Here is a 26,594-nt window from a genome sequence, read left to right as displayed (position 1 = left end):
CACCTTTGCTGCAACTCCGCGATGCGCCGCTGCAGCCCTTTTGTCGAGGCTCCGCAAAAGAACTCCGGCCCAAAAAGCGCTGTTATAATCCAGTACATGAATAAACCATTCTCCGCCGCACCGCATGCGCTCGACCTTGCACGCCAGGTACTCGGCATCGAAGCCGATGCTGTACGGGCACTGACGCAGCGTATCGACGACAATTTTCTGCATGCACTGAATCTGATCCTCGCCTGTAAAGGCCGGGTCATCGTCAGCGGCATGGGCAAATCCGGGCACATCGCGCGCAAGATCGCCGCGACCATGTCCAGCACCGGCACGCCCGCCTATTTCGTGCACCCGGGCGAGGCCAGCCATGGCGATCTCGGCATGGTCACGGCGCAGGATGTGGTCATCGCGCTCTCCTATTCCGGCGAAAGCGAAGAGTTGCTCACCATCGTGCCTGCGATCAAGCGCCAGGGCGCGCACCTGATCAGCCTGACCGGCAATCCGAGATCCAGCCTGGCGCTGGCGGCCGATGTGCATCTCGACGGCTCCGTGGCACAAGAGGCCTGCCCGATGGGCCTCGCCCCCACCGCCAGCACCACCGCCGCACTCGCACTGGGCGATGCGCTCGCGGTGGCCTTGCTCGATGCCAAGGGATTCGGCGAGGAGGATTTCGCACGCTCGCACCCCGGTGGCAGCCTCGGTCGTCGCCTGCTCACCCGCGTCCGCGACATCATGCATTCCAATGCCAGTATCCCTTCAGTGCGTGAAGGCGCGACGCTGGCCGATGCGGTGCTCGAGATATCGCGCAAGGGCCTGGGCATGACTGCGATCGTGGACGACCACAAGCGCCTGCTCGGCATCTACACCGATGGCGACCTGCGCCGCACACTGGAAAAGAAGCTGGATTTCAGCACCACCCTCGTCAGCACCGTGATGTCGAAGAACCCGCGCAACATCGGCCCGGATGAACTGGCGGTCGATGCCGTGCAATTGATGGAGAAGTACAACATCAGCCAGTTGCCGGTGGTGGACGCCGACAAAAAACTGGTCGGCGCACTGAACATGCATGACCTGCTGAAGGCGAAAGTCATCTGATGTCACTCGCCGAACGAATCAAACCTCTGCGCCTGGTTGCCTTCGACGTGGACGGCGTGCTCACTGACGGCGGCCTGTATCTTTCCGATTCCGGGGAAGAGTTCAAGCGCTTCAATTCGCTCGACGGCCACGGCCTGAAGATGCTGAAGGCATCGGGCGTGGAGCTGGCCATCATCACCGGACGCACTTCGAAGTGCGTCGAGTTGCGCGCCAGGAATCTCGGCATCACCCGTTTGTATCAGGGCGTGGAGGACAAGCTGGCAACGATGCAGGCACTGCTGGCGGAACTCAAGCTGGCACCTGAGGCCGCTGCCTTCATGGGCGACGATGTGGTCGATCTTCCCGTGATGCGCCGCGTCGGATTGGCGCTGAGCGTTCCCGCGGCCCCGCAGATCGTCCGCGACCATGCGCATTACGTCAGCCAGCGCGAGGCCGGGCATGGCGCAGTGCGCGAAGTGTGCGAACTGATCCTCGGCGCACAGGGCACGTTAGAGGCGCAACTTGCGCCCTACCTGAAGTGATGTTCGCAAACCGGTTCTTCGACAAAGCGCGCTCATGGCTGCCATTGTTGCCATTGCTGCTGCTGTTGCTGGCCACTTACTGGCTCGATAAGCAGGTACAGCCCCTGACCCAGGCCCAGAACCAGCAACGCCACGATGTCGACTATGTCGTCGATAGTTTCTCCGCCGTCACGCTGAACCTGCAAGGCCGGCCGCGTTACACGCTCTCGGCAGAAAAACTCTGGCATTACCCGGACGACGACAGCACCCATCTGGAGATGCCGAAGGTCACCAGCCTGTATGCGGACCGCCCGCCGACCATCACCTCGGCGCAGACCGGCATGGTCTCCAGCAAGGGAGACGACGTCTACCTTTACGATGACGTAAATGTCGTGCGCCCGGCCAGCGGCGACCTCGGCGAACAGCGTTTCGTAACCGGCTATCTGCATGTCGTGCCCGATCGCGACTGGGCGGAGACCAACCAGTCGGTGGTGATGACGAACCAGTACAACATCATCCGTGCCGTCGGCATGGAACTCGACAACCAAGCGCGCACGGTCAAATTGCTATCGCGCGTCAGGGCCAACCATGAGCCGAACCGCAATTAATGCCGCACTGTGCAGCCTGCTGCTGATGGGCTGGAACAACCTTGCGCTCGCCGAACACGCAGACCGCGACAAACCTATCCATGTGGAATCGGATCGCGTCGTCATCGATGATGCGAAGCAAACCAGCGTGTTCGAGGGCCAGGTGGAACTCACCCAGGGAACGTTGTTCATCCAGGCCGAGAAGATCGTGCTCACGCAGGATAAACTGGGCAACAAGCACTGTACCGCCACCGGCAGCCCCGCCAATTTCCGCCAGAAACACGAGGGCACCGATCAGTATATGGAAGGCTATGGCGACCGCATCGAATACGATACACGCACCGAAACGGTGGATTTCTTCGGCCATGCCCGGGTCAAGCGCGACCAGGATGACGTACAGGGCGACCACATCGCCTACAGCACCCGTACCGAGGTGTTCGAGGTCAGCGGCGATCCGACCCGCCTCAACGACCCCGACAAAGGGCGAGCGCACGCAGTGATCCAGCCCAAGGCCAAAGAGCCGGCCAGCGGCTCGGCAGCGCCACTCACCATCCAGACCAGCCCAACCCTTTCAAAGCAAAAACCATGAGCGAACTCAGAACCGTCTCGCTGAAAAAACGTTATCGCGCCCGCACCGTGGTGCAGGATGTCTCGCTGTCCGTGAAGAGCGGCGAAGTGGTGGGACTACTGGGCCCGAACGGCGCAGGCAAGACCACCAGCTTCTACATGATCGTCGGCCTCGTCGCCGCCGATGGCGGCGAGATCTTCATCGACGACCAGGACATCACCCATTTGCCCATCCATCGCCGCGCGCGCCTCGGGCTGGCCTACCTGCCGCAGGAGGCCTCCATCTTCCGCCGCCTGACCGTGACCGAAAACATCAAGGCAGTGCTCGAATTGCAGGGCTATGCCCCCGCCGAGATGGACGCACGACTGGAGGCATTGCTGAACGACCTGCACATCACCCATATCCGCGACAATCCCGCCATCAGCCTGTCCGGCGGCGAACGCCGCCGCGTCGAGATCGCCCGTTCGCTGGCCACCGACCCGCGCTTCATCCTGCTTGATGAGCCTTTTGCCGGGGTCGACCCCATTGCCGTGCTGGATATCCAGAAGATCATCCGCTTCCTCAAAGAGCGTGGCATCGGCGTGCTGATCACCGACCATAACGTGCGCGAGACGCTGGGCATCTGCGACCGCGCCTACATCATCAATGCCGGCTCGGTGATGGCCGAAGGCAAGCCCGAGGAAATCATCTATAATGAGGGCGTGAGGAAGGTGTATCTGGGCGAGCACTTCAAGTTATAAGATAGCGCCGCACACACGCCAAAACCAGTAATGAAACACTCTCTCCAACTCAGACAATCCCAACAACTGATGCTGACGCCGCAGTTGCAGCAGGCTATCAAGCTGCTGCAACTCTCGACGCTGGAGATCAATCAGGAGACTGCGCGCCTGCTGGACGAGAATCCTTTCCTCGAACGCGAGGACGACAATACCAACCAGACCTACAGCGGCAACAGCAGCACCGATACCCCCGCCCCATCCAGCAGTGCCGAAAGCAGCGAGCCCGCCGAAGCGGAATCACGCAACGACAGCAACGAATGGCCGGAACCCTCGTTCTCATCGACCTCCGCTTCCAGCCCGGATGACGAGGACGACGGCTATTCGGAGGTCGCTGCCGAAAAACCCAGCATGCGTGAGCACTTGCTCTGGGAATTGAACATGAGCCAGATGGATCCGCGCGACAAAAAGATCGTCGGCCTGCTCATCGATGCGCTGGACGAGAACGCCTACCTGTCGCAGCCGCTGGAAGAGATCGTCGAGCTGCTGCCGCCGGAACTGGATATCACCCTGGACGACCTGGAAACGGCGCTGGTGCAGCTGCAGCATCTGGATGCCCCCGGCATCGGTGCGCGCAACCTGAGCGAATGCCTGGCGCTGCAACTGCGCGACATGCCTGAAGATGTGCCGGGCCGGGACCTGGCTTTGACCATCGTCAGCCAATATCTGGATCTGCTGGCCGCCCGCGACTTCAGCAAACTGAAAAAGACCCTGCGCTGCGATGACGATGCCCTGCGCTGCGCCCAGGACCTGATCGTGCATCTGCAACCCAAACCCGGATCTGCTTTCGAGCATCGTGCGGCAGACTATGTGGTGCCGGATGTGCTGGTGGAACGCCACGGCGGCATCTGGCGCGCACGCCTGAATCCGGAGGCCATGCCGCGCCTGCGCATCAATCAGGTGTATGCCAACATCCTGCAGCAGCGCAACGAGAAGAACGCGCAGGAGATGGCCGGCCAATTGCAGGAAGCGCGCTGGTTCATCAAGAACCTGCAGCAGCGCTTCGAGACCATCCTGCGCGTGTCGCAGGCCATCGTCGAGCGCCAGCGCCAGTTCTTCGAGCACGGCGACATCGCCATGCGCCCGCTGGTGCTGCGCGAGATCGCCGAACAGCTCGAGTTGCACGAGTCCACCATTTCGCGCGTGACTACGCAGAAGTTCATGCTCACCCCGCGCGGCATCTACGAATTCAAGTACTTCTTCGGCAGCGGTCTGGCCACCGAAGCAGGCGGCGCGTGCTCCTCCACCGCCATCCGCGCACTCATCAAGCAACTGGTCAGCGAGGAGGATGCCAAGCACCCCCTCACCGACAGTCGCATGTCCGAAATCCTGGCACAGCAGGGCATATTGGTCGCCCGCCGTACCGTGGCAAAATACCGCGAGGGCATGAACATCCTTCCGGTAAATCTTCGTAAATCACTCTAACCATAAGGAGCAGGCCATGAACCTCAACCTCACAGGACGTCATCTCGAAATCACCCCGGCCATCCGCGAGCATGTGCTCAGCAAACTGGACAAGGTCAAACGTCATTTCGACAACGTGATCGACATCAACGTGATCCTGTCGGTGGACAAGCTGGTGCAGAAGGCCGAGGCCAACGTCCACGTTTCCGGCAAGAACATCTTCGCCGAGACGGAAGACAGCAACCTGTATACCGCGATCGATGCATTGGTCGATTCGCTGGACCGCCAGGTGCTGAAACACAAGGAAAAACACACTGCACGCCGCCACGACGAATCCGGCAAGCACAGCGCTGCAGAATGAAACAACACAGGGCAATCAGAAGTGGTTGCCCTGTTTTTTCGCAATGGTGAATCAGCATGAGTCTAATCAGTAAGATCCTGACCCCGGAATGCGTGCTGCTGGATAACGAATCGGCCAGCAAGAAGCGGGTGTTCGAGCGCGTCGGCCTGTTGTTCGAAAATACGTTGGGCATCGCCCGCAGCCAGGTGTTCGACAGCCTGTTCGCGCGCGAGAAGCTGGGTTCCACCGGATTGGGCCAGGGCGTGGCCATCCCGCACGGTCGCGTGAAGGGTTTGCGCGATGCGGCGGCAGCCTTCGTCAAGATGCAGAACCCCATCCCCTTCGACGCACCGGACGGATTGCCGGTGAATTTCATTTTTGTACTGCTCGTTCCGGAACGGGCAACCGACCTGCATCTGCAACTGCTGGGCGAACTGGCGCAGATGTTCTGCGACAAGACCTTCCGCGACCAACTGCAGGCCACCGATGATCCGGTCGCGATCCAGAAGCTGTTCGCCGACTGGCAAGGATAGATGCAACAGATGCCTCTTAAAATTCAAATTTCTAAGTCAGGCAAGGCGCGCGCGACAAATCGTAGCGCCGCATATGTTGGTATATGTAAGCAAGATTTTTCGCGCGCAACGCGGCATGACGACGAAACTTTGGATTTTTAAGAGGTATCTGTAATGGCCCAGGTCAATATCCAGCAACTCTTCGAAGACAAGCAGGAACGCCTGAGCCTCGTCTGGGTGGGCGGCGAAAAAGGCACGGATCGCGTGCTGGAAAGCGAAGTCGTCAACGCCTCCAACCGCGGCCTGATCGGCCACATGAACCTGATCCACCCGAACTGGGTGCAGGTACTGAGCAGCACCGAACTGGATTATCTGCACGCGCTTTCTCCGGCGGAGCTGGCCACCGCGCTGACCCAGCTGGAAGAAGGCGAACCGCTGTGCCTGATCGTGGCTGGGGAAACCGAGATACCGAAGGGCCTGCTGGATTTCGCCAACCGCACCCACACCCCGCTGTTCCGCTCGCCGCTGGGCAGCGTGCAACTGATGTGGATGATCCGCCACTACATCGTCAAGGGACTGGCCGATTCCACCACACGCCACGGCGTGTTCCTCGATGTGCTCGGCGTCGGGGTGATGATCACCGGCGACAGCGGCGTGGGCAAGAGCGAACTGGCGCTGGAACTCATCACGCGCGGCAGCGGCCTGGTGGCGGACGACATCACCGAGCTGTACCGCATCTCGCCGGAAACGCTGGAAGGCCGCTGCCCTGACCTGCTGCGCGATTTCCTCGAAGTGCGCGGCTTGGGCATGCTCAATATCCGCACCATGTTCGGCGAGACGGCGGTGCGCCGCAAGAAGAGCCTGAAACTGATCGTCCATCTGTATCGCCCGCCCTTCGACGACCTGTCCAAGCTGGAGCGCCTGCCCACCTCCGGCGTCGAGGAGATCCTGGGAATCAAGATCAGCAAGGTGGAGCTCCCGGTGATGGCGGGCCGCAACCTCGCCGTGCTGGTGGAAGCCGCCGCACGCAATTTCGTGCTGCAGCAGCGCGGCATCGACACCATGAAGGAGTTCATCGAGCGCCACGAGCAGCACATGCAGGAGCAGTAAATAATGGATGCGTCTAATAATCGTCGCGAGCAAGCATGAGTGCAAGGAGCCGCACAGTGAATGACGAGACATACCTCACAGGTAGGCAAGGATTGAACGAGCATGCGACGCAGCAATCGTGCTGCGCAGCAGATTAGTAGAGGCAGACTATGCAGCTGTTCCTGATCAGCGGCTTATCCGGCTCCGGCAAGAGCGTCGCTCTCAATGTACTGGAAGACAGCGGCTACTATTGCGTGGACAACCTGCCCGCCGAACTGCTGCATGTGCTGACCAACAATCTGAAGTTGGCCGGCATCAGGAAGGTCGCGGTCAGCGTCGATGTGCGCAGCGGCAACAGCGTCCTGTTGTTGCCGCAATACATCGAAAAATTGCGGCAACAACAAGTAGATGTGCACGTGCTTTTCCTCGACGCCAAGAACGAGACGCTGGTGAAGCGCTTCTCCGAGACGCGCCGTCTGCACCCGCTCAGCGATGGCGTGAAGACGCTGCCGGAAAGCGTCGCCCTCGAACGCGAGCTGCTCGCCGAGATCGCCAACATCGGGCATCACATCGACACCAGCGACCTCAATGCCAACGCGCTGCGCGCCTGGATCAAGCAGTTCATCACACTGGACCGCGCGCGCCTGACGCTGCTGTTCGAGTCCTTCGCTTTCAAGAACGGCTTGCCGCTGGATGCGGACTTCGTGTTCGACGTGCGCTGCCTGCCCAATCCGCATTACGACCCGGTACTGCGTCCGCTCACCGGGCGCGACCAGCCGGTGATCGACTTCCTGGAAAACACGGCTGCCGTGCAAAAGATGTATGCCGACATCTGCGGCTTCGTCGAAAACTGGCTGCCCAGCTTCGTCGCCGACAACCGCAGTTACCTCACTGTCGCCATCGGCTGTACCGGCGGGCAGCATCGTTCGGTCTACTTCGCCGAGAAGCTCACACGACATTTCAGGTCGCAGCAACAGGTGCTGTTGCGTCATCGCGAACTCGCGCAGCAAGCCTGACCGTGTTCCACCATATCAAGCCCGGCGACTACCTCACCCTGCTCACCGGCATCCTGTGCACTGTCTGGATAACGGTCACCGTCTGGTCCGGCGGCGCGGCAGACAAGGCCATCATCCGCAGCGGCGGCAAGGTGTTCAAGGAAGTGCCGTTATCGCGCGACCAGCAGATCGAAGTGCCCGGACCGCTCGGCACCAGCATCATCAGCATCGAAAAGAACAAGGCGCGCATCAGCTCCGACCCCAGCCCCAGGCAATACTGTGTGCGCCAGGGCTGGCTGCAGCAGGCAGGCGAGATCGCCATCTGCCTGCCGAACGAGGTGAGTGTCGAGCTGACCGGCGGGACGAAGAAATATGACAGCCTCAACTACTAGGATTTAGGAATTGGGAATTAGGATGTCGGAAAAACCAACCCCTCCCAACCTCCCCTTGCACCCGCGAGGGGTACGCCGTTGGGTGCCCCGTTGCTTCGCAACGACCCATCCGCAGTCAGGGGAGGAGCCGCCCTGTTCTCCCCCTGACAAGGGGGAGTTAGAGGGGGTTGTTTTTCCCCAAATCCAAAATCCAAAATCCAAAATCCTCCTCAACACCACCCCCGAAGACCACCACATTGCAAAGATGGCGGCGGTGGCGCTCGGCCTCACCGTGCTGGAGAACGCCATCCCCTCGCCCTTGCCCGGCGTCAAACCGGGACTGGCCAACATCGTCACGCTGATCGTGCTGGCACGCTACGGCTGGCGCATGGCGGCCTGGGTATCGCTGCTGCGCGTCGTTGCCGGCAGCCTGCTGTTTGGCAACTTCCTCGCGCCCGGATTCTTTCTCAGCCTGTCCGGCGCGATATGCAGCCTTGCCGTGCTCGCACTCAGCCTGCACCTGCCTGCGCGCTGGTTCGGCCCGGTGACCGACAGCATACTCGCCGCCTTCGCCCATATCGCCGGGCAGATGACCGTGGTCTACCTGTGGCTCATCCCGCACAGCGGCATCGCCTACCTCATCCCCATCTTCGCCACAGCCTCGCTGGTGTTCGGCACGGTGAACGGCTTGGTCGCAGCCGGTTTCATGGATAATGGCGAGAAAACAGACACGGAACGACAACCATGAAAACGATCACACTCGCCCTCACCGGCGCCTCCGGCCTGCCCTACGGCATGCGCCTGCTCGAATGCCTGCTCAAAGGCGGTCAGCGCGTGCACCTGGTGTACACCCAGGCCGCGCAGATCGTCGCCAAACAGGAACTGGATTTCACGCTGCCGAACCGTCCGCAGGAAGCGGAGCAGATGTTCGCGGATCGCATCGGCAACTTCAGCGGCGAGCTGAAAGTGTTCGGCATCCAGGACTGGTACGCGCCGATGGCTTCCGGCTCCAACCCCGGCGATGCGATGGTGGTGTGCCCCTGCACCATGGGCACACTGGGCAAGATCGCCGGTGGCATCAGCGACGACCTCATCGCCCGCGCTGCCGATGTGATGCTGAAGGAAAAGCGCACTTTGATATTAGTGCCGCGCGAGATGCCGTTCTCGGCGATCCATCTGGAGAACATGCTGAAGCTGTCGCATGCAGGCGCGGTGATCATGCCGCCGAATCCGGGGTTTTATCATCATCCGCAGAGTGTGCAGGATATGGTGGATTTTGTGGTTGCGCGGATTTTGGATCATTTGGGGGTGGAGCAGGGGTTGATGAAGAAGTGGGGAGAATAGGTGCCTGCGGTTAGTCCCCTCTCCCTCTGGGAGAGGGCTAGGGTGAGGGAACACTCGTTGTATTCCCGCATATCTCAAAACCAACACCGTCGGGGGTAGCCCGACAGCTAGTCACTTTTCTTGTCTTGCCAAGAAAAGTAACCAAAAGAAAGCGCCCCCGGTGCGCCGCTGCTTCGCAGTTCCCTGCGTTGCTCGACTGGTCAGGCCTCCTCATAAACTCGCACGACCCGCTGCGCGGTCACGTGCTCAAACATATTCGTCGGACTACCCCTGACCAGCCTGCGCTACTCGGCGGCGCACAGGGGAGGAAAAGCGATAATCAAAACCATATGGTGGGCAGCAAGCTGCCCACCATGGTCAAAACAACTCGACTCCGGTACATTGAAATCTTTGTGGCGAGGATATTAGGTCGCTTGGAAGTACCACAAAAACTACTCACACCTTGGGAAAATTCAAAATGAGAACCATATTGAAAAGCCTATTGCTTCTTTTGCTAATGGTTAGCTTGCCTGCAAGTGCGCAAGACGAATGTGCATCACCAAGCCATCTCAAGTCGCATGCCGGACATTACGCAAAGAAAATATTTTGGGACAATCTCCCTGCGGTGAATAATTGGCCGGAGGCTTTACGTAAATTCAACTCTTATGATTCAAGCGCAATCAACATCTACGATACGGGCATGGTTGCCATTATCTTCGGCTGGCACGAAGGCGCCACAGTCACATGCGCAAATTTTCGCGATTCTGAGCTTTGGATAAAAGACCCCGCAAGCCCTAAAAGCAAATGGATAGGACCGTTCATCAAAGTTGGAGCAATTGTGCCCCCCTATGCCGAAAATCAATATTATTTCGTTAAGCTCTTTGGAAATAGCTGTTACACCAGCGATAAAAAAGAACGCTGGTGCTTCCAGCCCGGGGCCATCAGTATTGATGCAAAGCTGCATCCTGCTGAACTTGTTCTAGATACAAGTGAAATGCCCGAAACTGGAACTCCAGTTACCATTGATAAGGATGAAGAGAACACGTTGATTTTCACCCCCACCCCTAAGGGCTTCAAAGTGTTCAAATACACATTCGATCCCGAGGAGGGGTATTCGCAGATTGATCCGCATAAAACTCTTCCTTGGAGAACACTTTCACATTAACTAGCCCTGAAAGCAACGCCGGACAGAATCGAATGTTTAGTCAGAGCATGGCGGGCATTGCCCGCCATGCTGGCTTTTCGCTTTTGCTTTCCTTCCCCTGTGCGCCGCCTCGATATTTCACCAACAAGCGGAGGTTTAGGCGAGCACTGTTTGAGCTCCGCAGTGGGGCACGGTTTGTGTGCCCCGCCAGGGCGAGTTGCGCAGCCCCGCTTGTTGGCGAAATATCGAGGGAACCCCGCAGGGGCGGCAAACCGGGGTCGCCTTTTCTTTGGTTACTTTCTTTTTGGCGAAGCAAAAGAAAGTGACTTGCTGTCGGGCAACCCCCGACGGTTTTGGTTTTAAAGTATGAAAGAAGTCAAAGAGCAATCCCTCACCCTAACCCTGATAGAACTACTAGCCATTCGACTAGGCTGCCAAACAACGTCAGCCAAGTCGCTGGTTATCTCCCGGAGGGAGAGGGGATAAAACCGACAACACCTTCCTCACCGGCGTCGGTATCGCCGCCCCCAACGCCTCCCCCACATCCAGCCACACTGCGCCCGGCTGCGCAGCAAGCAAAGGCTTGCGCGCCAGTTCAACTCTCAACGGCGTGATATGCAATTTGAAATGCGTGAAGGTATGCGTGAACGTATCCAATCTCTCCCCCTCACTCGCCTCCATCCCGTTGCGTACGAACCAATCCCGCGCCGCATCCTCATCCTCGAACTGCGGCGGACACCACAGCCCGCCCCAGATGCCGCTGCCGGGCCGTTTCTCCAGCAGGATGTCGTTGCCGTGCATCAGCAACAGGAAGACGGCTGACCGCTCCGGCACGGCCTTGCGCGGGCGCGGCGAAGGAAGCTCGGCGACGCGATCAGATTGCAACGCGACGCAATCGCCCTGCACCGGGCACAGCACGCACTTGGGCTTGCTGCGCGTGCAAACGGTGGCCCCCATGTCCATCAGTGCCTGGGTGTAGGTGGCGACGTCTTGTGGCGGCAGCAGCGCTTCGGCTTGTTGCCACAACTTCTCCTCCACTTTCTTGTCACCAGACCAGCCTGCTATGCCGCAGTAACGCGCCAGCACGCGCTTGACGTTGCCATCGAGTATCGCGCGACGCTCATGGTAAGCCAGCGCGCAAACGGCAGCGGCGGTGGAGCGGCCGATGCCAGGCAACTCGACGATGTCTTCGAACTTATGCGGAAATGAGCCGTTGAATTTTTCTACGATGATCCGCGCTGCCTTGTGCAGGTTGCGGCCGCGCGCGTAATAGCCGAGGCCGCTCCAGTGCGCGAGCACGTCATCCTCGCTGGCGGCGGCAAGCGCGGCGACACTCGGAAATGCCGCGACGAAACGCTGGTAATAGGGGATGACGGTGGCGACCTGGGTCTGCTGCAGCATGATCTCGGACAACCAGACGCGGTAGGCATCCTGCCCCTGCCACGGCAGGTCGTGGCGACCGTGTTTATTCTGCCACGCGATGAGTCGGGAAGCGAAAGTGTTCAAGCGCGGCTCCTGACGGTCGGGATCGGCAGGCCGGGTAGGTTGTTTGCAGATGTCATATCGATTTTCAGAATCATCGCCCTGCAAGCCGCACCAGACGGCGATCTACAAGGCACATCGTTGCAAACCCAATCAAAATGCCATCTGCAAGGCATTGCCTCGCAGATGGCCGTGTTTACTGGCTTGCGGGCAAGTCCGGTTGTTATTTGAACAGGCCTTTCAGCCCCTTCTTGAGCTCTTCCTGCAGCTTGGTCTTGGCCTCTTCTTTTACCTGTTCTTTCTTCTCGTCGATCTTCTGTCTGGCGACATCGGCGATCAGTGCACCGTAATCCACCTTGAATTTGAGATTGTCGAAAGCGCCGCTCACGTTGACCGGCAATGTCGCGGTCTTGCCCTGTTCGGTCTTGGCGAAGATGGCCTTGGCGTTGTAGTCCAGGTTGTCGTGGCCGATATCGATGTCGCCCTTGCCGGTCACGCGCAGCACGGTGGACTTCACCGCCAGGTCGTCGTTGTGCGCCACACCGTTGCGTATCTTGAAGGTGGCCTTGAATTCGTTGAACGGCGTCTTCTCGCTCTTGTCCACGCCCAGGGTCTGCATCCTGGTGTCTTTACCCAGGCTTTGTATACCCTGCACCAGCTTCTCCAGGTTGATGCCTTTGATGGCACCGTTCGCCAGGTCCACAGAGGCTTTGCCGTTCAATGCCTTCTTCAGGCCGCCCACCGTATTGCCATGCGTGGTCAGATCGAAAGAGATGTTGCCGCGGCCTTCGGCCAGATCGAGATCGGCGGCATCTTTCAGCAACGGCGCGACATCGACGCCGGTGAGTTTTTCGTTGATGGCGAAATCGTAGCTTGCCGCATTCAGCGAAGCCTTGCCGTCGATGCTGCCCTGATACAGCTTGGCAGAGAGCGGTGCGATGTTCACTTGTCCGTTGCGTGCCTTCACGTCCACGCGCAACTGCGCGACCTTGACGTTCGCGGCCTTGAGCGAGCCGATGCGCACGCTGCCTTCCACATTCAGCGTCTTCAATGCCGAAAGGTCGAACGGCTGCTCGGGCTCGGCCTTGCCGCCTGCCGGGCCTGGTTCTTTGGCAGTGACAGTCTTGGGCGGCAGGTAGGGATCGGCATCGAACTGGTCGACCTCCAGATCGTAGCGGATCATCGGGACGTTGAAATTGTTCACCGCCAGTTTGGCTTTGATCTGGCTTTGCAGCAGCCCGCCAGCAAGGTTGCCCTGGATGCTTTGTCTGCCGAGGTCGGCCTGGAAGCTGCCTTTCAATTGGCTGTTGATGCTCTTGCCCGGCAATTTGTCGCCGGTCGCGTTGACGGCCAGTGTCAGGTCGGACAGATTGAATTGCTGCGCTTCGATGCTGCCGGTCACCGGCGAGGTGAGTTTCAGTTTGAAGGTCTGGTCGGGCTGCTTCAGCTCGGCATCCAGCACCATTGCACTCACCTTGAACGAGCTTGCATTGCCTTCTATCCCCGGCAACTCAAGCACTGCGACGATACTGCCCGGCGCCCCGTCCAGCTTGGCGTTCAGCGTGACACCGTTGCCGGTGAACTTGTCCTTGGCCAGACTCAGCTCGGGGACGTCCAGTTTTGCCTCGAACTTGTCCTTGCTCTTCCCCTTCGCCCCGCTCGCACTGAGCGTGAACTTTTTCATCGAGTATTCTTTCGTCGCCACACGTGCGCTGGCATCGCCGCCGGCCTGCACGTGCAGATCCGTGATGTCGAGCGCGTTGCCGTTGGCTTGCATGTCCAGCCCCTGTACCTGGAACAGGTTCTTCTCCAGATCGAAGGTGAGCGTGGTCTTGATCTGCGCAACGATGTCCAGTTTCGGTTTGCTGGACTGCAGGTGCGCGGAAAAATCGATCTTGCTCGGCGTATCGTTTGCGATGCGCCCGGTCTTGAGGTTCAGATCCTTTACGCTATAGCTGGCACCCGTTGCCTCATCGCTATAGCTCAGGTCGGTCTTCGCCACTTGCACCGAGGCGATGTCGAATTGCATTGGCGCGCCGCTTGCAGCTGCTGGCGGCGTTGGCGCAGCAGGTGTCGCTTCTTCTTTGCCGATCAGGTCGTCGATATTGGTCTTGCCGTTCTTGTACTTGACGAGTTGCGCCTTGACCCCGCTCACATCGACCTCGTCCACCACGATCTGTCTGGCGAGCAATGGCAGCAGCTTGAGCGAGACGCTGGCGCTGTCGACCGAGATGAATTCCTGCTCGCTCTCGAATTCGGACAGCGACACCTTGCCCAGGCTTGCGCCGATGCTGGGAAAGAAGTGCAACTTGATATCGCCATCCAGTTTGAGCGTGCGATGCTTGCTGTCTTTGACCGCCTGGATGATCTGCGGTTTGTAGGCATTCGGATCGAAGGTGGCGGCGATGTAAACGATCATGCCTGCCGCCACTGCCACGACGACGGCAATCGACCACAGACCATACTTGAGATATTTGTTCATATCGTCACCTGTCTTATAAACTTGCTCGAATTATAAACGAGAGAGCCGGCATCGATGATGACGGCAGGCAAGGTGTATCAGAACGATACGAGCAGCTTGGCCCCCAGGGCATTCATGCTGGATTTTGGCTGATAGATGATCCAGTAGCTTCCCGGGGGATCGGTCGGCCGGTTGGCGATCACATCAGGCGACTGGCCGAAACGCCAGCTGTCGTAGTAGCCGACCAGATCGAAACTGGCATTGATGCGGTAGCCGATCTCGGCATAACCGCTGAGCTCGCCTTTTGGCGAGATCGCAGGATTGGAGGTATATCCCATGCTATCCAGGTGCGCATTTTCCCGGGTCGAGACTGGGAACTTGATCCCCCATTCGCCGTGAAAGCCGGCTTCATGTCTCGACTTGGCAAGTCTCAACCCGGCACGCAGGAACAGGATGGAATAGTCTTCGATCTGGTCGCCGCCGTAGTTCTGGATGCGGCGGCGCCATGCATCCAGCCCCAGGCCGCTAAGGTAGTCCAGTTTGTAGGCACCGAGGTCATCGCGGTAAAACAGCTGCCCCTCGCTCACCGCACCGCTATAGTCCGTTTGGGTCGAGACGGGTGCGCCTGTGCTGACCACAAACGTGTCGTAATTGACCGTGCCGCCGTAGAGTTTGGCACGCCATGCGAACCGCGTGTCCGAGTCGCCATCCTGAGTCCAGTTGACGAACAATGCGGAACGCATCCCGGATTCCCTGGGGGTGCCTGCATAGCCGGCCGGATATTCCTGCCATTGGTAATCTTCCAGGCCGCCGCCGACATCCCAGCCAGCCTGGGCGGAAGAACAGACAGCCAAAACAGGGAGCAGCAGCAGGACTCGTTCGATCATCATCGGCTCCCAGGATAGCGCCCGTTCCGGGCAAAGCCGGATCAAGCTTCCGGCAATGCGATCTTGTTGTCGGTACTGAATTGATAGTCTTTGAAGATGTGCTCGGCAGTCAGCAACTGGTAGCTGCCATCCGCCGCCTTGCGCGTGGTGTCCTTGAGGCGGTAGGTGTAGTGCCCGCAGGTCCAGCACTTGAAGTTGCGCATGTGCGTGCACAGGCAGGTCTTGTCGAACACCTGGATCTTCTTGGCATCGGGATGCAGCGCCACTTCGCGGTTGTAGGCATCGATGTAGTCGCAGTGGCCATTGGCATCCAGCAGGTAGCCATAGGACTCGCAGCCGGGACGGATGCCGGAGCCGATGGAGGGACTGTTCTTCAGCATGCGCATCGGGTAACCGGTGGGCGAGGTGGCGTTCACCTCGATGTCGCCCTCGCTGGCCCTGAAATATTCCTGCTGCACATCCTCCGGCAGGCCGCATTCCTTCGATACCGTGAAGCGCGTGGCGACCTGGACCGCGGCTGCACCTTCTTCCAGGTAGGCAGCCGCATCGCTGCCGGTAAAGATGCCGCCGGCGGGTATCACCGGTATGTCCAGTTTCTCGTCGCGCAGGTATTGGTGGATCTCGTTGGTGATCGTGCGCAGGTCGTATTTCATCCAGTCATCCAGGCCGAAACCGAGGTGTCCGCCTGCCAGCGGACCTTCCACCACGATGTAGTCGGGCAGCCGGTTGGTGCGCGCATTCTTGCGCAGGAACAATTGCAGTGCGCGCAGCGAGGAAACGATGATGCCCAATTTGACGTCGCGGAAGCGCGGATGGTCTTCAATCAGTGCGAACGAACCAAGATGCAGACCCGCCGCCAGGGTGACGCCATCGATACCGCCGGACAGCGCTTCCCACAGCCGCACCTTGAGCGTCTCTTTCGGCGCGTTCATGGTGAGCTTTTCCATGCAATTGATGAAGATCATGCCCGAGCCGCGCTTGGCTTCCATGGTCTTGCTCACGTGCAGGCGGGTGGACTCGGCTATGTGGCCGAGATCGAACTTGACGTCGGTCTTGTCGGAGTTGTCGATGTTGTACTTGAATTGCAGCAGCTTGGTCTTGACGAAGTCGGTCTCGTAACGCCGATCCGAAACAGTGGGCAGCATGGCATCCGAAATATGTCCCACTCCGCCCAGGCGGGCAGCCTCCAAAGCCAGCTCCGCTGTGGAGATGTCCACGCCCATGCCCCCGATCATGATCGGGACCAGCTCCTGTTTGCCGAATTTCAGGCGAAAATCATCTACACGTTTCATTGTTTCTCTCGCTCCTAACGAGTGACATTTTACTCCAAAGTGTCAGCTTGCCCCCGCAAAAGTGCCGCGGCGACGCTTGCCAACTTTTGCGAAGAATCCCCTAGATGACTTTGGAATAACGCGCGTGTTCCTGCTTCGTGCGCAGGTATTTGTCGAATACCATGCAGATGTTGCGGATCAACATGCGGCCTTTGGGCGTCACGCTGATCCATTGCGGCGAGAGCTTCAGCAGCCCTTCTTTTTCGTATTCTGCGAGTTCCTTCAATTCGGTGGCGAAGTAATGGTCGAAATCGATCAGGTAGGAGATATTGAACGACTCCTTCGATATCTCGAAGTGACACATCAGGGCCTGGATGATCGCACGGCGAACCAAGTCGTCGGCATTCAGTTCCATGCCCCGCATGATCGGCAGAATATCGTTGTCCAGCGCGTCGTAGTATTGTTCCAGTTCGCGGAAGTTCTGGCTGTAAGTCGGCCCGACCTTGCCGATGGAGCTCACCCCCACCGCGATCAGGTCGCAGTCCGAGTGAGTCGAATACCCCTGGAAATTGCGGTGCAGGCGGCCCTGGCGCTGCGCCACCGCCAGTTCGTCGTCTGGCTTGGCGAAATGGTCCATGCCGATATATACATAACCGGCGTCGGTCAGGGTGTTCACCGCCAGTTTCAGGATGTCGAGCTTGGTTTGCGGCGCCGGCAGGTCTTCGTCGTGGATGCGTCGCTGCGGCTTGAACAAGGTCGGCATGTGCGCGTAGTTATAGATGGACAGGCGGTCAGGGTTGGCCGCGATGACCTTGTCCAAGGTCGCCTTGAAACCGGCCATGGTCTGCTTGGGCAGGCCGTAGATGAGATCGATGCTCACCGATTTGAAGCCGTTGGCACGCGCAGCCTTGATGACCTGCAAGGTCTCCGCTTCGCTCTGGATGCGGTTCACCGCCTTTTGCACTTCGGGATCGAAATCCTGCACCCCGATACTGATACGGTTGAACCCCAGTTCACCCAACAGCGCCACCGTGGCATCGCTCACTTTGCGCGGATCGATCTCGATGGAGTACTCGCCGTCTTCCACCAGCTGGAAGTTCTTGCGGATCGCTCCCATCACCTGGCGCAGCTCATCGTCGCTCAGGAAAGTCGGCGTGCCGCCACCGAAGTGCAGTTGCTCGACACGGCGCTCTTTGCCCAATAGCGCGGCCTGCATCCCTATCTCCTTGATGAGATAGCGAATATATTGGTCGGCCTTGCTGAAATCCTTGGTTACCACCTTGTTGCAGGCGCAGTAGAAACACAGCGTGTTGCAGAACGGGATGTGGACATACAAGGACAGTGGCCGGCTGATGCCGCCGACTTCGCGCTTGCCTACCCATTGCGCATAGGTCTCGGCATTGAACGCCTCGACAAAGCGGTCGGCAGTGGGGTAGGAGGTATAGCGCGGACCGTTCTTGTCCAGGCGGCGAATCAAGTCCAGATCGACTTCCAGCTGGGGGCTAATTTCTTTGTTGACGGACATGGATAATGCTCGAATTTTCGGTTTCCGGAATGTGACAGCATACCGCAAAATGCGTTTGATATAGGTCAAAAACCATGTCATATTCCCCTCCCGGACAGTGGAATACCCTCATAGAAACCAAGTGCAAAGCCCAGTCAACAATCCTTCCGTACGCATCGCCTGTTCAAGCTGCAATCTGCGCGAACTCTGCCTTCCCGTCGATCTGGACGGGCACGAGATGCAGCAGCTTGATGCACTGACCAGCCTCAAGCGCACCTTCCGTCGCGGCGAATACCTGTACCGTAGCGGGGAGGCTTTCCGTGCGCTGTATGCCATCCGTACCGGCTTCTTCAAGACCCAGGCGCTGCATGAGGACGGGCGCGAACAGGTGACCGGCTTCCAGATGCCGGGAGAAATCATCGGCCTGGACGCGATCTGTTCTGACGCCCATTCCTGCGACGCGGTGGCACTGGAAGACAGCGAGATATGCGAGATCCCATTCGACCGGCTGGAAGAGTTGAGCCGCGAACTGCCAAACCTGCAACGCCACTTGCACAAGATCATGAGCCGCGAGATCGTGCGCGACCATGGCATCATGATGCTGCTCGGTTCGATGCGTGCAGAAGAACGCCTGGCGGCCTTTTTGCTCAATCTGTCGCAGCGATTCAGTGCGCGCGGCTATTCCCCAAATGCCTTCCACCTGCGCATGACGCGGCAGGAGATCGGCAGCTATCTTGGACTGAAACTGGAAACGGTCAGTCGTACGCTGTCCAGTTTCCAGGAGCATGGCTTGCTCAGCGTGAGGGTCCGCGAGGTGGAGATCATGGATATGCTGCGCTTGCGCAGTTTCGTCGTCGGCGCCTGATGCGTCGTTTTGCCGCATTACAATCGTTGCCAAAACGGGTATCCTGCAAAGTATCCATTTCTTGTAATTTGACAACAATTCATGGGAGCACAGCATGCACCAGCATTTCTCCGTTTCGCCCGAAGAAACCGTCCGCGCCAAGTGGCCGCACGAAATTTTCCTGATTAATCTGGTATTCAACCATATTCTGGTGTTCGCCTCGACTTTCGGGGTGTTCAGCACGTTTCCAATGATGGTCTTGATCGTTCCGGTCACCTCCCTCGTCATCACCGGCTACATCATGATCAAAGCCAGACAGATCGCGAATGGCAATGAAACCTGGTTCGTGAAATCGCACTGGGTGATCGCCGCAAAACGCAATAAGCATTTCTTGCGGCTGCTGGTCGTCGCATGTGCCCTCATCGGCAGCGGCCTGTGGATCTCGAAAACGATGGGATGGTCGAAGATCGCCACTCTTGCCCTGCTCGGCGGTGCCGGAATGTTGCCGTTCATGATTTCGCTGCTGGTGCTCATCGTATTGGGCAACGACTCCATGTATCAGGCACGCCACGGAAAATTGCCCAAAGAATACGCAGAGCAACCGTCCGCACCGTCAAATCTTGCCACCTCCCTTTAATCCAGCCCGATTCGCCATGACTACAGAAAGCAAGATATATTGGGGCGTCGGCATCCTGTCGCTGCTGTTCATCGTCGGTTCGATGCTGGTGCCGGGCGAGCCTAAACGCAGCGACGATCTGCCGTGGCATATCGAGCACCCGACCCCCGATACAACACGTGTCTTTGGTTTAACACTGGGAGAGTCTGTCGCCAATGAGGCTGAACTTCGCTTCAAGGAGGAGGCCATACCCAGTCTGTTCAAATCGCCCCAAGGTAAGCTGATTGCCGAAGTGTTCTTCGAGCAGGTCAATCTGGCCGGTCTGCGCTCAAGGGTCGTACTGACCATAGACGTACCCGAGAAGGAATTGCAGGGCATGTATGAACGCGGCTTGCGCATGGCGGCAACCGAAAGCGGCAAGAAGATCACCATGACGCCGGACGATATAGCAAAATTGCGAACCTGGCCGATAAGCAGCCTGACTTACCTGCCCAGCCTGAGCGTGGAAGAAGCCGTTTTCCTCAAACGCTTCGGCCAGCCTGCCCAGCGCATCAAGGAAAACAAGAGCGGCCTCATACATTGGCTCTATCCGAAGGATGGCCTGGATATCACCTTGGGTGGCGGCGAGAAACCGTTATTGCAGTATGTGCCGCCCAGGAATTTCGACTTGCTGGTTCAGCCATTGCTGGCGAACGGCGGAGTATTGAAGTAATTCTCGGCGTAAACGCCTACTACTTCTTGTCGGCGCTTTCATTCTTGGCCTGATCCGGATCGCGCAGCAACTCATCGTCGTCATCCAGCAGGATGCGGTTGGCACTGCCTTCCATATCCTCGTATTGCCCCTTCTTCACCGCCCAAACCAGCACGATGACGAACAGCACGCCGAAGAACATCATGCCCGGAATCAGGCTGTAAATCACATCCATCGAACCACCTCACTGCCTCTTGAATAATGTCCGGATACGCGCCGCATTGCCGATCACGATCAGGGAGCTGATCGGCATGCTGATCGCCGCCACCAATGGGCTGACTCTCGCCATCATCGCCAGCGGCACCATGATGGCGTTATACACGAAAGATAAGCCGATGTTCTGTTTGATGGTAAGCAGGGTACGGCGCGACAACTGCGTGGCCTGGCGCACCTTATCCAGTTCGTTGTACATCAGCACGATATCCGCACTTTCCACCGACACATCGGTACCCGAGCCGAGAGCGATGCCGACATCGGCCCGTATCAGTGCAGGGGCGTCGTTGATGCCGTCACCCACCATAGCCACAACGGCCCCTCTTTGCTGCAAACGCTGGATCACCTGATCCTTGTCCTGCGGCAACACTTCGGCGATGACTTCCATGCCGCCGAGTTGGCGCGCAACGGCTTCGGCGACGGGCCGTCGGTCGCCGCTCAGCAAGGTCAGGGTGATGCCTGCCGCGCGCAACTCATCGACTAGTTGCCGCGCATCGCTGCGCAACCTGTCGGCCAGGGCGATGATCGCCACATGTTTTCCGTCTTGCGCCATGTATACGCAGCTCATCGCCAGCATCTCAAGTTCATGCACCTTTGCCTGCAGCGTCGCGTCCAGTGCTATGCCCTGCTGCGTCAACCACCCGGCGCTTCCAAGCAATACGCACCTCCCGCCGACGTTCGCTTGCACACCCAACCCTGCCGTCGCATGGAAATCGCTCGCCTCGAGCTCGCGGTGCAGCAGTTGGCGGGACTCCGTTTCGGCCACGATGGCCTTGGCGGCACTGTGCTCGCTAAAGCGCTCCACCGCTGCCGCCTGGCGCAGCACTTCCCGTTCATCCTGGCCTGATGCGACCAGGATCTGCGCCACGCTCATCTTGCCCTCGGTCAATGTGCCCGTCTTGTCGAAAACGAAATGCGTGACCTTGGACAGCGTTTCCAGCACCAGACCGTTTTTGACCAGGATGCCATGTTTGGCCCCCAGGCCGGAGGCCACGGCGATGGACATGGGCGTCGCCATGCCCAGCGCACAGGGACAGGTGATGATAAGGACCGAGGTCGCCGCCATCAGCGCAATCTCGAAATCATGGCTGTTCCAGATGAAGAAAGTGATCGTCGCGCAGATCAATGTGACCAGCACGAACCACGGCACGATGGTATCGGCGAGACGCTGGATGGGAGCCTTGGAAGATTGCGCTTCCTCTACCAGGCGGATGATCTTGGACAGAGTCGTATCCTGCAGTTGCGCCTTCACTTCCACCAGCAGCGCGCCGTTGCTGTTCACCGTACCCGCATACACCTGCGCGCCCGCCGATTTGTTCACCGGTGCGGATTCGCCGCTCAGCATGGACTCGTCCACGGCACTGCTGCCTTCCAGTACCACCCCGTCCACCGGGACCTTGTAGCCCGGCTTGATGAGCACGTGGTCGCCCGGTTTCACCCCGCGTATCGGGATCATCTGCTCCTGTCCGTCGCGCATGACGATGGCAACACGCGGTTGCAATTCCATCAGGCGCTTGGTGGCCGAGACTGCCTGATGCCTGAACATCCCTTCCAGGTAACGCCCGATCAGAATCACGAATATCAGGTTGGTGACGGTATCGAAATACACTTCGCCGACTGCGCTTTGCATTACGGTTACATACAACGAATAGGCGTAGGTGACGCTCAAGCCTATGGCGATCGGCATATCCATCGTCAGGTGGCCGCCGCGCAAACCGCCAAACGCTCCGCGGTAAAACGGATAGCCGGCATACAGCAAGGTCGGGGTCGCCAGTGCCAATCCGATCCAGTGGAAGAATTGGCGGAACTGGTCCTGATCCGCGCCGCTGTACAACGCAATGGATATCCACAGCATGTTCATCATGGCAAAACCGGCGAAGAACAAGCGGTAAAGCATGGCGCGGTTGGATTTCTGGATCACACCTTCGGCACTTTCCGGATCGTACGGTACGGCGGCATAGCCGATCCTGCCCAATGCCCGGATCAGATCGGAAAGCTTGCTGCGCGAATTGTCCCAGCGCAAGTGCAGTCGCTTCGCTGCCAGATTGACATCTGCCGACAACACGCCTGGCGTGCGCTGCAACCCGCGTTCGATAAGCCATACGCAGGCGGCGCAGTGGATGCCTTCGACCAGCAAATGGATGTCGCGGACGTCGCCGGAACAGGTGGTGAACTCCTGCTGCACTTCGTCGAAGTCGTAGATATCGATGTCTTTGGGCAACTCGGGGGGCGGGGCCAGCAATACACCTTCAGGCGTACGCTGGTAGTAGCCTTGCAATCCGGCCTCATAGATGGCCGCGCTCACCGACTGGCAGCCGAAGCAGCAGAAATCCCGCTCGGCGGCGTCCAGCCGGGCATGGAAGTCCGCCTCGGGCGGGATGGGAAGCCCGCAGTGGAAACAGCCGCCCGCGATGGAATGGCTATGCTGCGTCATGCATGTTTGCCTTCAACTCCTGCCGATTTATGATGCAGCAACCATGAACTTTTCAGTATTGACGCCAAAACGGTCTTCACCTCGCTGTATGCGGATATGCAGCTCCCAGTATCCCTTGAGCGGGAAGTTGATGTATCCCCGATAGCGACCAGGGGCCACTTCGTTGAAAGTCGTTGTGAAGTCCTTGCTGGCATCTGAAGCACGATAGGCCACCACCTCCATGACCCCGCTCACCGGTTTGCCAGCGCGGTCGGCCACCCCGATCTCATAGGAAGCAGGGGTGCCCATCACAACGGCCTCAGGTCGCTTGATCTCGGTTTGCCAGGAAAGTGCATGCTGAGTCCTGAGCTCACTCAGCAGCTCTTCGTTCGATTTGCGATCCTTGGTCTTGTAATCGCGCTCTACGAGTGTTGATCGGGTATCTTTGGTGGCAAACCACACAAAGGTCGCATTCACTGACAGCACTATCGCAATCAGCGCCAACATGCCCCATACCCATGGATTGCGCAATCCTGTCTTGTTGTGTTGTGAAATCATTGCCATCGCTCCTGTTAATGTTTCGGGCCGTTGAATTTGCTGCTGTATTCGGCAGATACGGTTGGATCTTCCACACCTTCCACCCTGAACTCAATAGGCGTGATCTCCTGCATGACATTTGCTCCAGGCGCCTTCACAAAGATTGTAAATGAGGTGCCGCGGCCATGGTGTGTCAATTGCGTCTCTTCGGCTCCGATGATCTGTTGCCCGGCTATACCGCCCTCTGCCGTGACCTTCACGTGGATATCCTTGTCCGTCTTGTTGACCACCTTGAATTCATACTTGTTCTGAATAGAACCATCGCTCATGGTCACAAACAGCGGCTGACGCTCGGGGATCACCCTTAGCGTCATCGAGCCCAGATGCGAGAGGCCGTATACGATGCCTGACAAGGCAAGCAATATGATGGTCAGGTAGACCAGCGTACGCGGGTGCTGGTACAGTTTTTTGGCCGGCTTGCCTGAAAGTTCATCCAGCGAAGCATACCGGATCAAGCCGTGCGGCTTGCCGATCTTTTCCATGACCGCATCGCAGGCGTCCAGACATAGTCCGCAGGTGATGCAACCAAGTTGCTGTCCATTGCGAATATCCACACCCGTCGGGCAAACCTGCACACACTGGAAGCAATCGATGCAGTCGCCCTGCGCAGCAGTGGACTCCCCACCCTTGCGCAATTTGCCACGCGGCTCTCCACGCTTGACGTCGTATGCTGGCAAGATGGTCTGCGAGTCTGTCATGACGCCCTGTATGCGCGCGTAAGGACAGAGCCAGAAGCAAGCCTGTTCGCGCAAGAAACCCGCAAGGATATAGGTGCCAAAAAAGAACATGGTAAGCACGACCCAGCCGACTTTAGGTAGATTCAGGTGGATCAGGTTATTCCAGTAATCGCGTGCATCAACGAACCAGATCGAGAAACTGATTCCCGTAAGCAATGCAATCAGCGCCCAGATGACATGTTTAAACACCCGCTTCCTGATCTTGTCCAGGCTCCACGGAGCATCGTCAAGCTTGCGCCGTGCCGCAGGGTTGCCATCGATCTTGTCTTCCACCCATGTGAACCAGTCTGTCCATGCGGTCTGGAAACAGAAGTAACCGCACCACACTCGGGATGCGACGGATGTCACCGCGAATAGCGTCATTGCAGCCATCAGCAGCACCAGGGACAGCATCCAGATGTCTTGCGGCAATACTGTGAGGCTGAAAAAGTGGAACTGGCGATTCTGGATATCGAGCAGGATCGCCTGCTTGCCGTTCCAGCGCAGGTACGGGCCCAGAAAAAACGGGAGCCACAGGGCAAGTTGCGTATAGTTCTTAACCGTTCTGAAAAAACCAGGCATCCTCTTGGCATGGATGGTCTTCTCGCCCAGATTGGCGTTCCATGACTCGAATTCGTGATAGATGGTCGTGACGGCGCCCATCTCCTTCTTTTCTACCTCGTCGCTCACGCTCACACTCCTTAAGTTTTATAAATTTCTTTTTTTTGTTGCGCCCAGAATAACGTCAACAAAATATTTTCGAATCGACTCTGAAGATCAGCATAAATAGAAAGCAGATTCGCAAATACCTTGAACCCTATGAAAAAAGGAGGAGAGCATAACTCTCCTCCCCCTTCAAACGACCAAATGGCTACTTCTCGTCCTTGTTCTTTGTGGCATTTCGGTATGCCATGAAGAGCAACCATGCTATTACTGCAGCAGAACCGGCTACACTGATGATGACACCCCAGAAAACCGCATCGTGATTATGCATCTCATTTACTCCTTTTGTTAGTAAACGTCTGCACGGCGCAAACCGTGCAGACCGAGACAGAATTACTTGGTTGCAGGAGCATCGGCCTGACCACCGCCGAATTTGTATACATACACAGCTAGCTTCTTCAACTCGGCATCGCTCAGCTTACCGGCTGCCTGGAAGGATGGCATCACTGCGATGCGGGCATCCGGGCCGGCGTTCACACCGTTTGCAATGGTTTGCTTGATGCCTTCCAATGATCCGTCAAAGCGCCAAACCTTATCGGTCAAGTTTGCAGAGCCCATCGCCTGCATACCTTTGCCATCAGCACCGTGACAGGCAGTACAGTCGCTTTCCGTGAACACCTTCTTGCCGGCTGCAACTGCGGAGTCGGTATCAGCGGCGCTCTTTCCTTCATCGCTCATTGCCTTTACATAGTGCGCCACATCGTCGATCTGCTGATCGGACAACACGCCCTTGTGCGGGGTCATCAGGCCTTGGCGTCCGCCGACGATAGAAGTGTAGATGTCGTCGATCTTGCCGCCATACAGCCAGTCATCATCCCGCAGGATAGGTGCGAACAGCCCCTGCTTATCCACTGTACCCACGCCGTTGGTACCATGGCAGGCTGCGCAATTGTCACCGAACAGCACCTTGCCGGAACGGGTCACATACTCGGTCAATTCGCTGTCAGCCAGGATTGCGGCCGGCGTCATGTCCTTCAACTTGGCTTCATACTTGCCGCGCACCTCGTCCACAACACTTTTATCCGCCTCCATCTCGGTGATCGCTGTCCAATGCCCCAGCCCCTTGAAGTAGCCGTGTGCATTAGAAACCGGAATGGACGGGTAGTACAGGAAGTACACCACGCACCAAATCGCACTTGCTGCCAGACCCAGCATCCACCACTTCGGAGGTTGGTTGGTAAAGTCCCCCAAGTCGTCGTCCCAAACGTGCCCCGTTGTAGGCACGCCACCTGCATCGTGTTTATCACTCATCTTTTTCTCCCATATTGATAGGGTCTTCGTCATCCAGCGCCATACGGCGCTGGGACTCGAACGCGGCCTTGTTTGCCGGACGGAATACCATGAAATAGACGGATACCATACCTACCGCCGCCACCAGGACGAAAAATACGCCCAGCCAATCGTTCGTAGTCATGGCTTCCACA

28 protein-coding genes are annotated in these 26,594 nt (G+C 58.1%); 17 read left to right on the top strand and 11 right to left on the bottom strand.

The window, feature by feature from the left end; translation table 11 throughout:
- Nucleotides 1-96: 96 nt before the first annotated feature.
- The 14 genes from SLIT_RS02195 to SLIT_RS02130 all read left to right on the top strand — a co-directional run bounded on the left by SLIT_RS02195 (nt 97) and on the right by SLIT_RS02130 (nt 10,713).
- On the top strand, nt 97-1,083 hold the full coding sequence (locus SLIT_RS02195) for a KpsF/GutQ family sugar-phosphate isomerase (protein ID WP_041420733.1): 987 nt from the start codon (nt 97-99) through the stop codon (nt 1,081-1,083).
- A complete protein-coding gene (locus SLIT_RS02190) occupies nt 1,083-1,604 on the top strand; it encodes a KdsC family phosphatase (RefSeq protein ID WP_013028580.1) in 522 nt (173 codons plus the stop codon). The genes SLIT_RS02195 and SLIT_RS02190 overlap by 1 nt, the downstream gene beginning before the upstream one ends.
- Nucleotides 1,604-2,191, top strand: coding sequence for an LPS export ABC transporter periplasmic protein LptC (gene lptC, locus SLIT_RS02185; protein ID WP_013028579.1), 588 nt, complete (start codon nt 1,604-1,606; stop codon nt 2,189-2,191). The genes SLIT_RS02190 and lptC overlap by 1 nt, the downstream gene beginning before the upstream one ends.
- A complete protein-coding gene (lptA, locus tag SLIT_RS02180) occupies nt 2,172-2,759 on the top strand; it encodes a lipopolysaccharide transport periplasmic protein LptA (RefSeq protein ID WP_013028578.1) in 588 nt (195 codons plus the stop codon). Before lptC ends, lptA begins: the two co-directional genes overlap by 20 nt.
- On the top strand, nt 2,756-3,478 hold the full coding sequence (lptB, locus tag SLIT_RS02175; protein WP_013028577.1) for an LPS export ABC transporter ATP-binding protein: 723 nt from the start codon (nt 2,756-2,758) through the stop codon (nt 3,476-3,478). Before lptA ends, lptB begins: the two co-directional genes overlap by 4 nt.
- Nucleotides 3,479-3,508: 30 nt before the next feature.
- The gene (locus SLIT_RS02170) at nt 3,509-4,939 is read left to right on the top strand and encodes an RNA polymerase factor sigma-54 (RefSeq protein ID WP_013028576.1); all 1,431 of its coding nucleotides are present in this window, start codon (nt 3,509-3,511) and stop codon (nt 4,937-4,939) included.
- 16 nt (nt 4,940-4,955) lie between these two features.
- Nucleotides 4,956-5,279, top strand: a complete 324-nt coding sequence (gene hpf / locus SLIT_RS02165) for a ribosome hibernation-promoting factor, HPF/YfiA family (protein ID WP_013028575.1) — start codon at nt 4,956-4,958, stop codon at nt 5,277-5,279.
- 56 nt (nt 5,280-5,335) lie between these two features.
- Nucleotides 5,336-5,791 (top strand): PTS sugar transporter subunit IIA, encoded by a 456-nt coding sequence (locus SLIT_RS02160; protein WP_013028574.1) that lies wholly within the window; start codon nt 5,336-5,338, stop codon nt 5,789-5,791.
- Between the two features lie 153 nt (nt 5,792-5,944).
- Nucleotides 5,945-6,880 carry an HPr(Ser) kinase/phosphatase gene (gene hprK, locus SLIT_RS02155; RefSeq protein ID WP_013028573.1) on the top strand — a complete coding sequence of 312 codons (936 nt, stop codon included), beginning with the start codon at nt 5,945-5,947 and terminating at the stop codon, nt 6,878-6,880.
- Between the two features lie 149 nt (nt 6,881-7,029).
- On the top strand, nt 7,030-7,875 hold the full coding sequence (gene rapZ, locus SLIT_RS02150; RefSeq protein ID WP_013028572.1) for an RNase adapter RapZ: 846 nt from the start codon (nt 7,030-7,032) through the stop codon (nt 7,873-7,875).
- Nucleotides 7,876-7,877: 2 nt separating this feature from the next.
- Nucleotides 7,878-8,246 carry a NusG domain II-containing protein gene (locus SLIT_RS02145; RefSeq protein ID WP_013028571.1) on the top strand — a complete coding sequence of 123 codons (369 nt, stop codon included), beginning with the start codon at nt 7,878-7,880 and terminating at the stop codon, nt 8,244-8,246.
- 244 nt (nt 8,247-8,490) lie between these two features.
- Nucleotides 8,491-8,973, top strand: coding sequence for a Gx transporter family protein (locus SLIT_RS02140; RefSeq protein WP_041420732.1), 483 nt, complete (start codon nt 8,491-8,493; stop codon nt 8,971-8,973).
- Entirely contained in the window at nt 8,970-9,569 is a 600-nt protein-coding gene (locus tag SLIT_RS02135) for a flavin prenyltransferase UbiX (protein WP_013028569.1), read from the top strand. The genes SLIT_RS02140 and SLIT_RS02135 overlap by 4 nt, the downstream gene beginning before the upstream one ends.
- 457 nt (nt 9,570-10,026) lie before the next feature.
- Complete coding sequence (locus SLIT_RS02130) at nt 10,027-10,713, top strand: hypothetical protein (RefSeq protein WP_013028568.1); 687 nt, start codon at nt 10,027-10,029, stop codon at nt 10,711-10,713.
- Between the two features lie 423 nt (nt 10,714-11,136).
- Here SLIT_RS02130 and mutY read toward each other — a convergent pair whose 3' ends face one another.
- From mutY to hemN, 5 genes are all read right to left on the bottom strand, one after another.
- Nucleotides 11,137-12,198, bottom strand: coding sequence for an A/G-specific adenine glycosylase (gene mutY / locus SLIT_RS02125; protein WP_013028567.1), 1,062 nt, complete (start codon nt 12,196-12,198; stop codon nt 11,137-11,139).
- Between the two features lie 199 nt (nt 12,199-12,397).
- The gene (locus SLIT_RS02120) at nt 12,398-14,656 is read right to left on the bottom strand and encodes an AsmA family protein (protein WP_013028566.1); all 2,259 of its coding nucleotides are present in this window, start codon (nt 14,654-14,656) and stop codon (nt 12,398-12,400) included.
- 77 nt (nt 14,657-14,733) lie between these two features.
- Nucleotides 14,734-15,525 carry a hypothetical protein gene (locus tag SLIT_RS02115; RefSeq protein WP_041420731.1) on the bottom strand — a complete coding sequence of 264 codons (792 nt, stop codon included), beginning with the start codon at nt 15,523-15,525 and terminating at the stop codon, nt 14,734-14,736.
- Between the two features lie 38 nt (nt 15,526-15,563).
- The gene (locus SLIT_RS02110) at nt 15,564-16,814 is read right to left on the bottom strand and encodes a nitronate monooxygenase (RefSeq protein ID WP_013028564.1); all 1,251 of its coding nucleotides are present in this window, start codon (nt 16,812-16,814) and stop codon (nt 15,564-15,566) included.
- Between the two features lie 100 nt (nt 16,815-16,914).
- Nucleotides 16,915-18,318, bottom strand: coding sequence for an oxygen-independent coproporphyrinogen III oxidase (gene hemN / locus SLIT_RS02105; protein WP_013028563.1), 1,404 nt, complete (start codon nt 18,316-18,318; stop codon nt 16,915-16,917).
- 121 nt (nt 18,319-18,439) lie between these two features.
- Here hemN and fnr point away from each other — a divergent pair, with 121 nt between their 5' ends.
- The 3 genes from fnr (at nt 18,440) to SLIT_RS02090 (ending at nt 20,469) form a co-directional block, all read left to right on the top strand.
- Nucleotides 18,440-19,162, top strand: a complete 723-nt coding sequence (fnr, locus tag SLIT_RS02100) for a fumarate/nitrate reduction transcriptional regulator Fnr (protein WP_013028562.1) — start codon at nt 18,440-18,442, stop codon at nt 19,160-19,162.
- Between the two features lie 94 nt (nt 19,163-19,256).
- Nucleotides 19,257-19,778, top strand: a complete 522-nt coding sequence (locus SLIT_RS02095; RefSeq protein WP_013028561.1) for a hypothetical protein — start codon at nt 19,257-19,259, stop codon at nt 19,776-19,778.
- A gap of 16 nt (nt 19,779-19,794) precedes the next feature.
- On the top strand, nt 19,795-20,469 hold the full coding sequence (locus SLIT_RS02090; protein WP_013028560.1) for a hypothetical protein: 675 nt from the start codon (nt 19,795-19,797) through the stop codon (nt 20,467-20,469).
- A gap of 19 nt (nt 20,470-20,488) precedes the next feature.
- On the opposite strand, the gene ccoS is transcribed toward SLIT_RS02090, so the two are convergent.
- The 6 genes from ccoS to SLIT_RS02060 form a co-directional block, all read right to left on the bottom strand.
- Nucleotides 20,489-20,683 (bottom strand): cbb3-type cytochrome oxidase assembly protein CcoS, encoded by a 195-nt coding sequence (gene ccoS, locus SLIT_RS02085; RefSeq protein ID WP_013028559.1) that lies wholly within the window; start codon nt 20,681-20,683, stop codon nt 20,489-20,491.
- 9 nt (nt 20,684-20,692) lie between these two features.
- A complete protein-coding gene (locus SLIT_RS02080; RefSeq protein ID WP_013028558.1) occupies nt 20,693-23,155 on the bottom strand; it encodes a heavy metal translocating P-type ATPase in 2,463 nt (820 codons plus the stop codon).
- A gap of 27 nt (nt 23,156-23,182) precedes the next feature.
- Nucleotides 23,183-23,692, bottom strand: coding sequence for a FixH family protein (locus SLIT_RS02075; protein WP_013028557.1), 510 nt, complete (start codon nt 23,690-23,692; stop codon nt 23,183-23,185).
- A 14-nt stretch (nt 23,693-23,706) separates the two neighbouring features.
- Nucleotides 23,707-25,137 carry a cytochrome c oxidase accessory protein CcoG gene (gene ccoG, locus SLIT_RS02070; protein ID WP_013028556.1) on the bottom strand — a complete coding sequence of 477 codons (1,431 nt, stop codon included), beginning with the start codon at nt 25,135-25,137 and terminating at the stop codon, nt 23,707-23,709.
- Nucleotides 25,138-25,503: 366 nt separating this feature from the next.
- The gene (gene ccoP / locus SLIT_RS02065) at nt 25,504-26,421 is read right to left on the bottom strand and encodes a cytochrome-c oxidase, cbb3-type subunit III (protein WP_013028554.1); all 918 of its coding nucleotides are present in this window, start codon (nt 26,419-26,421) and stop codon (nt 25,504-25,506) included.
- Nucleotides 26,414-26,584, bottom strand: a complete 171-nt coding sequence (locus tag SLIT_RS02060) for a cbb3-type cytochrome c oxidase subunit 3 (RefSeq protein WP_190272144.1) — start codon at nt 26,582-26,584, stop codon at nt 26,414-26,416. The genes ccoP and SLIT_RS02060 overlap by 8 nt, the downstream gene beginning before the upstream one ends.
- Nucleotides 26,585-26,594 lie beyond the last annotated feature (10 nt).

This window comes from Sideroxydans lithotrophicus ES-1 (genome assembly GCF_000025705.1).
Taxonomy (GTDB): Bacteria; Pseudomonadota; Gammaproteobacteria; order Burkholderiales; family Gallionellaceae; genus Sideroxyarcus; species Sideroxyarcus lithotrophicus.
The sequence above is the reverse complement of the archived record's forward strand: the minus strand, read 5'-3'. Positions and strand labels throughout refer to the sequence as shown.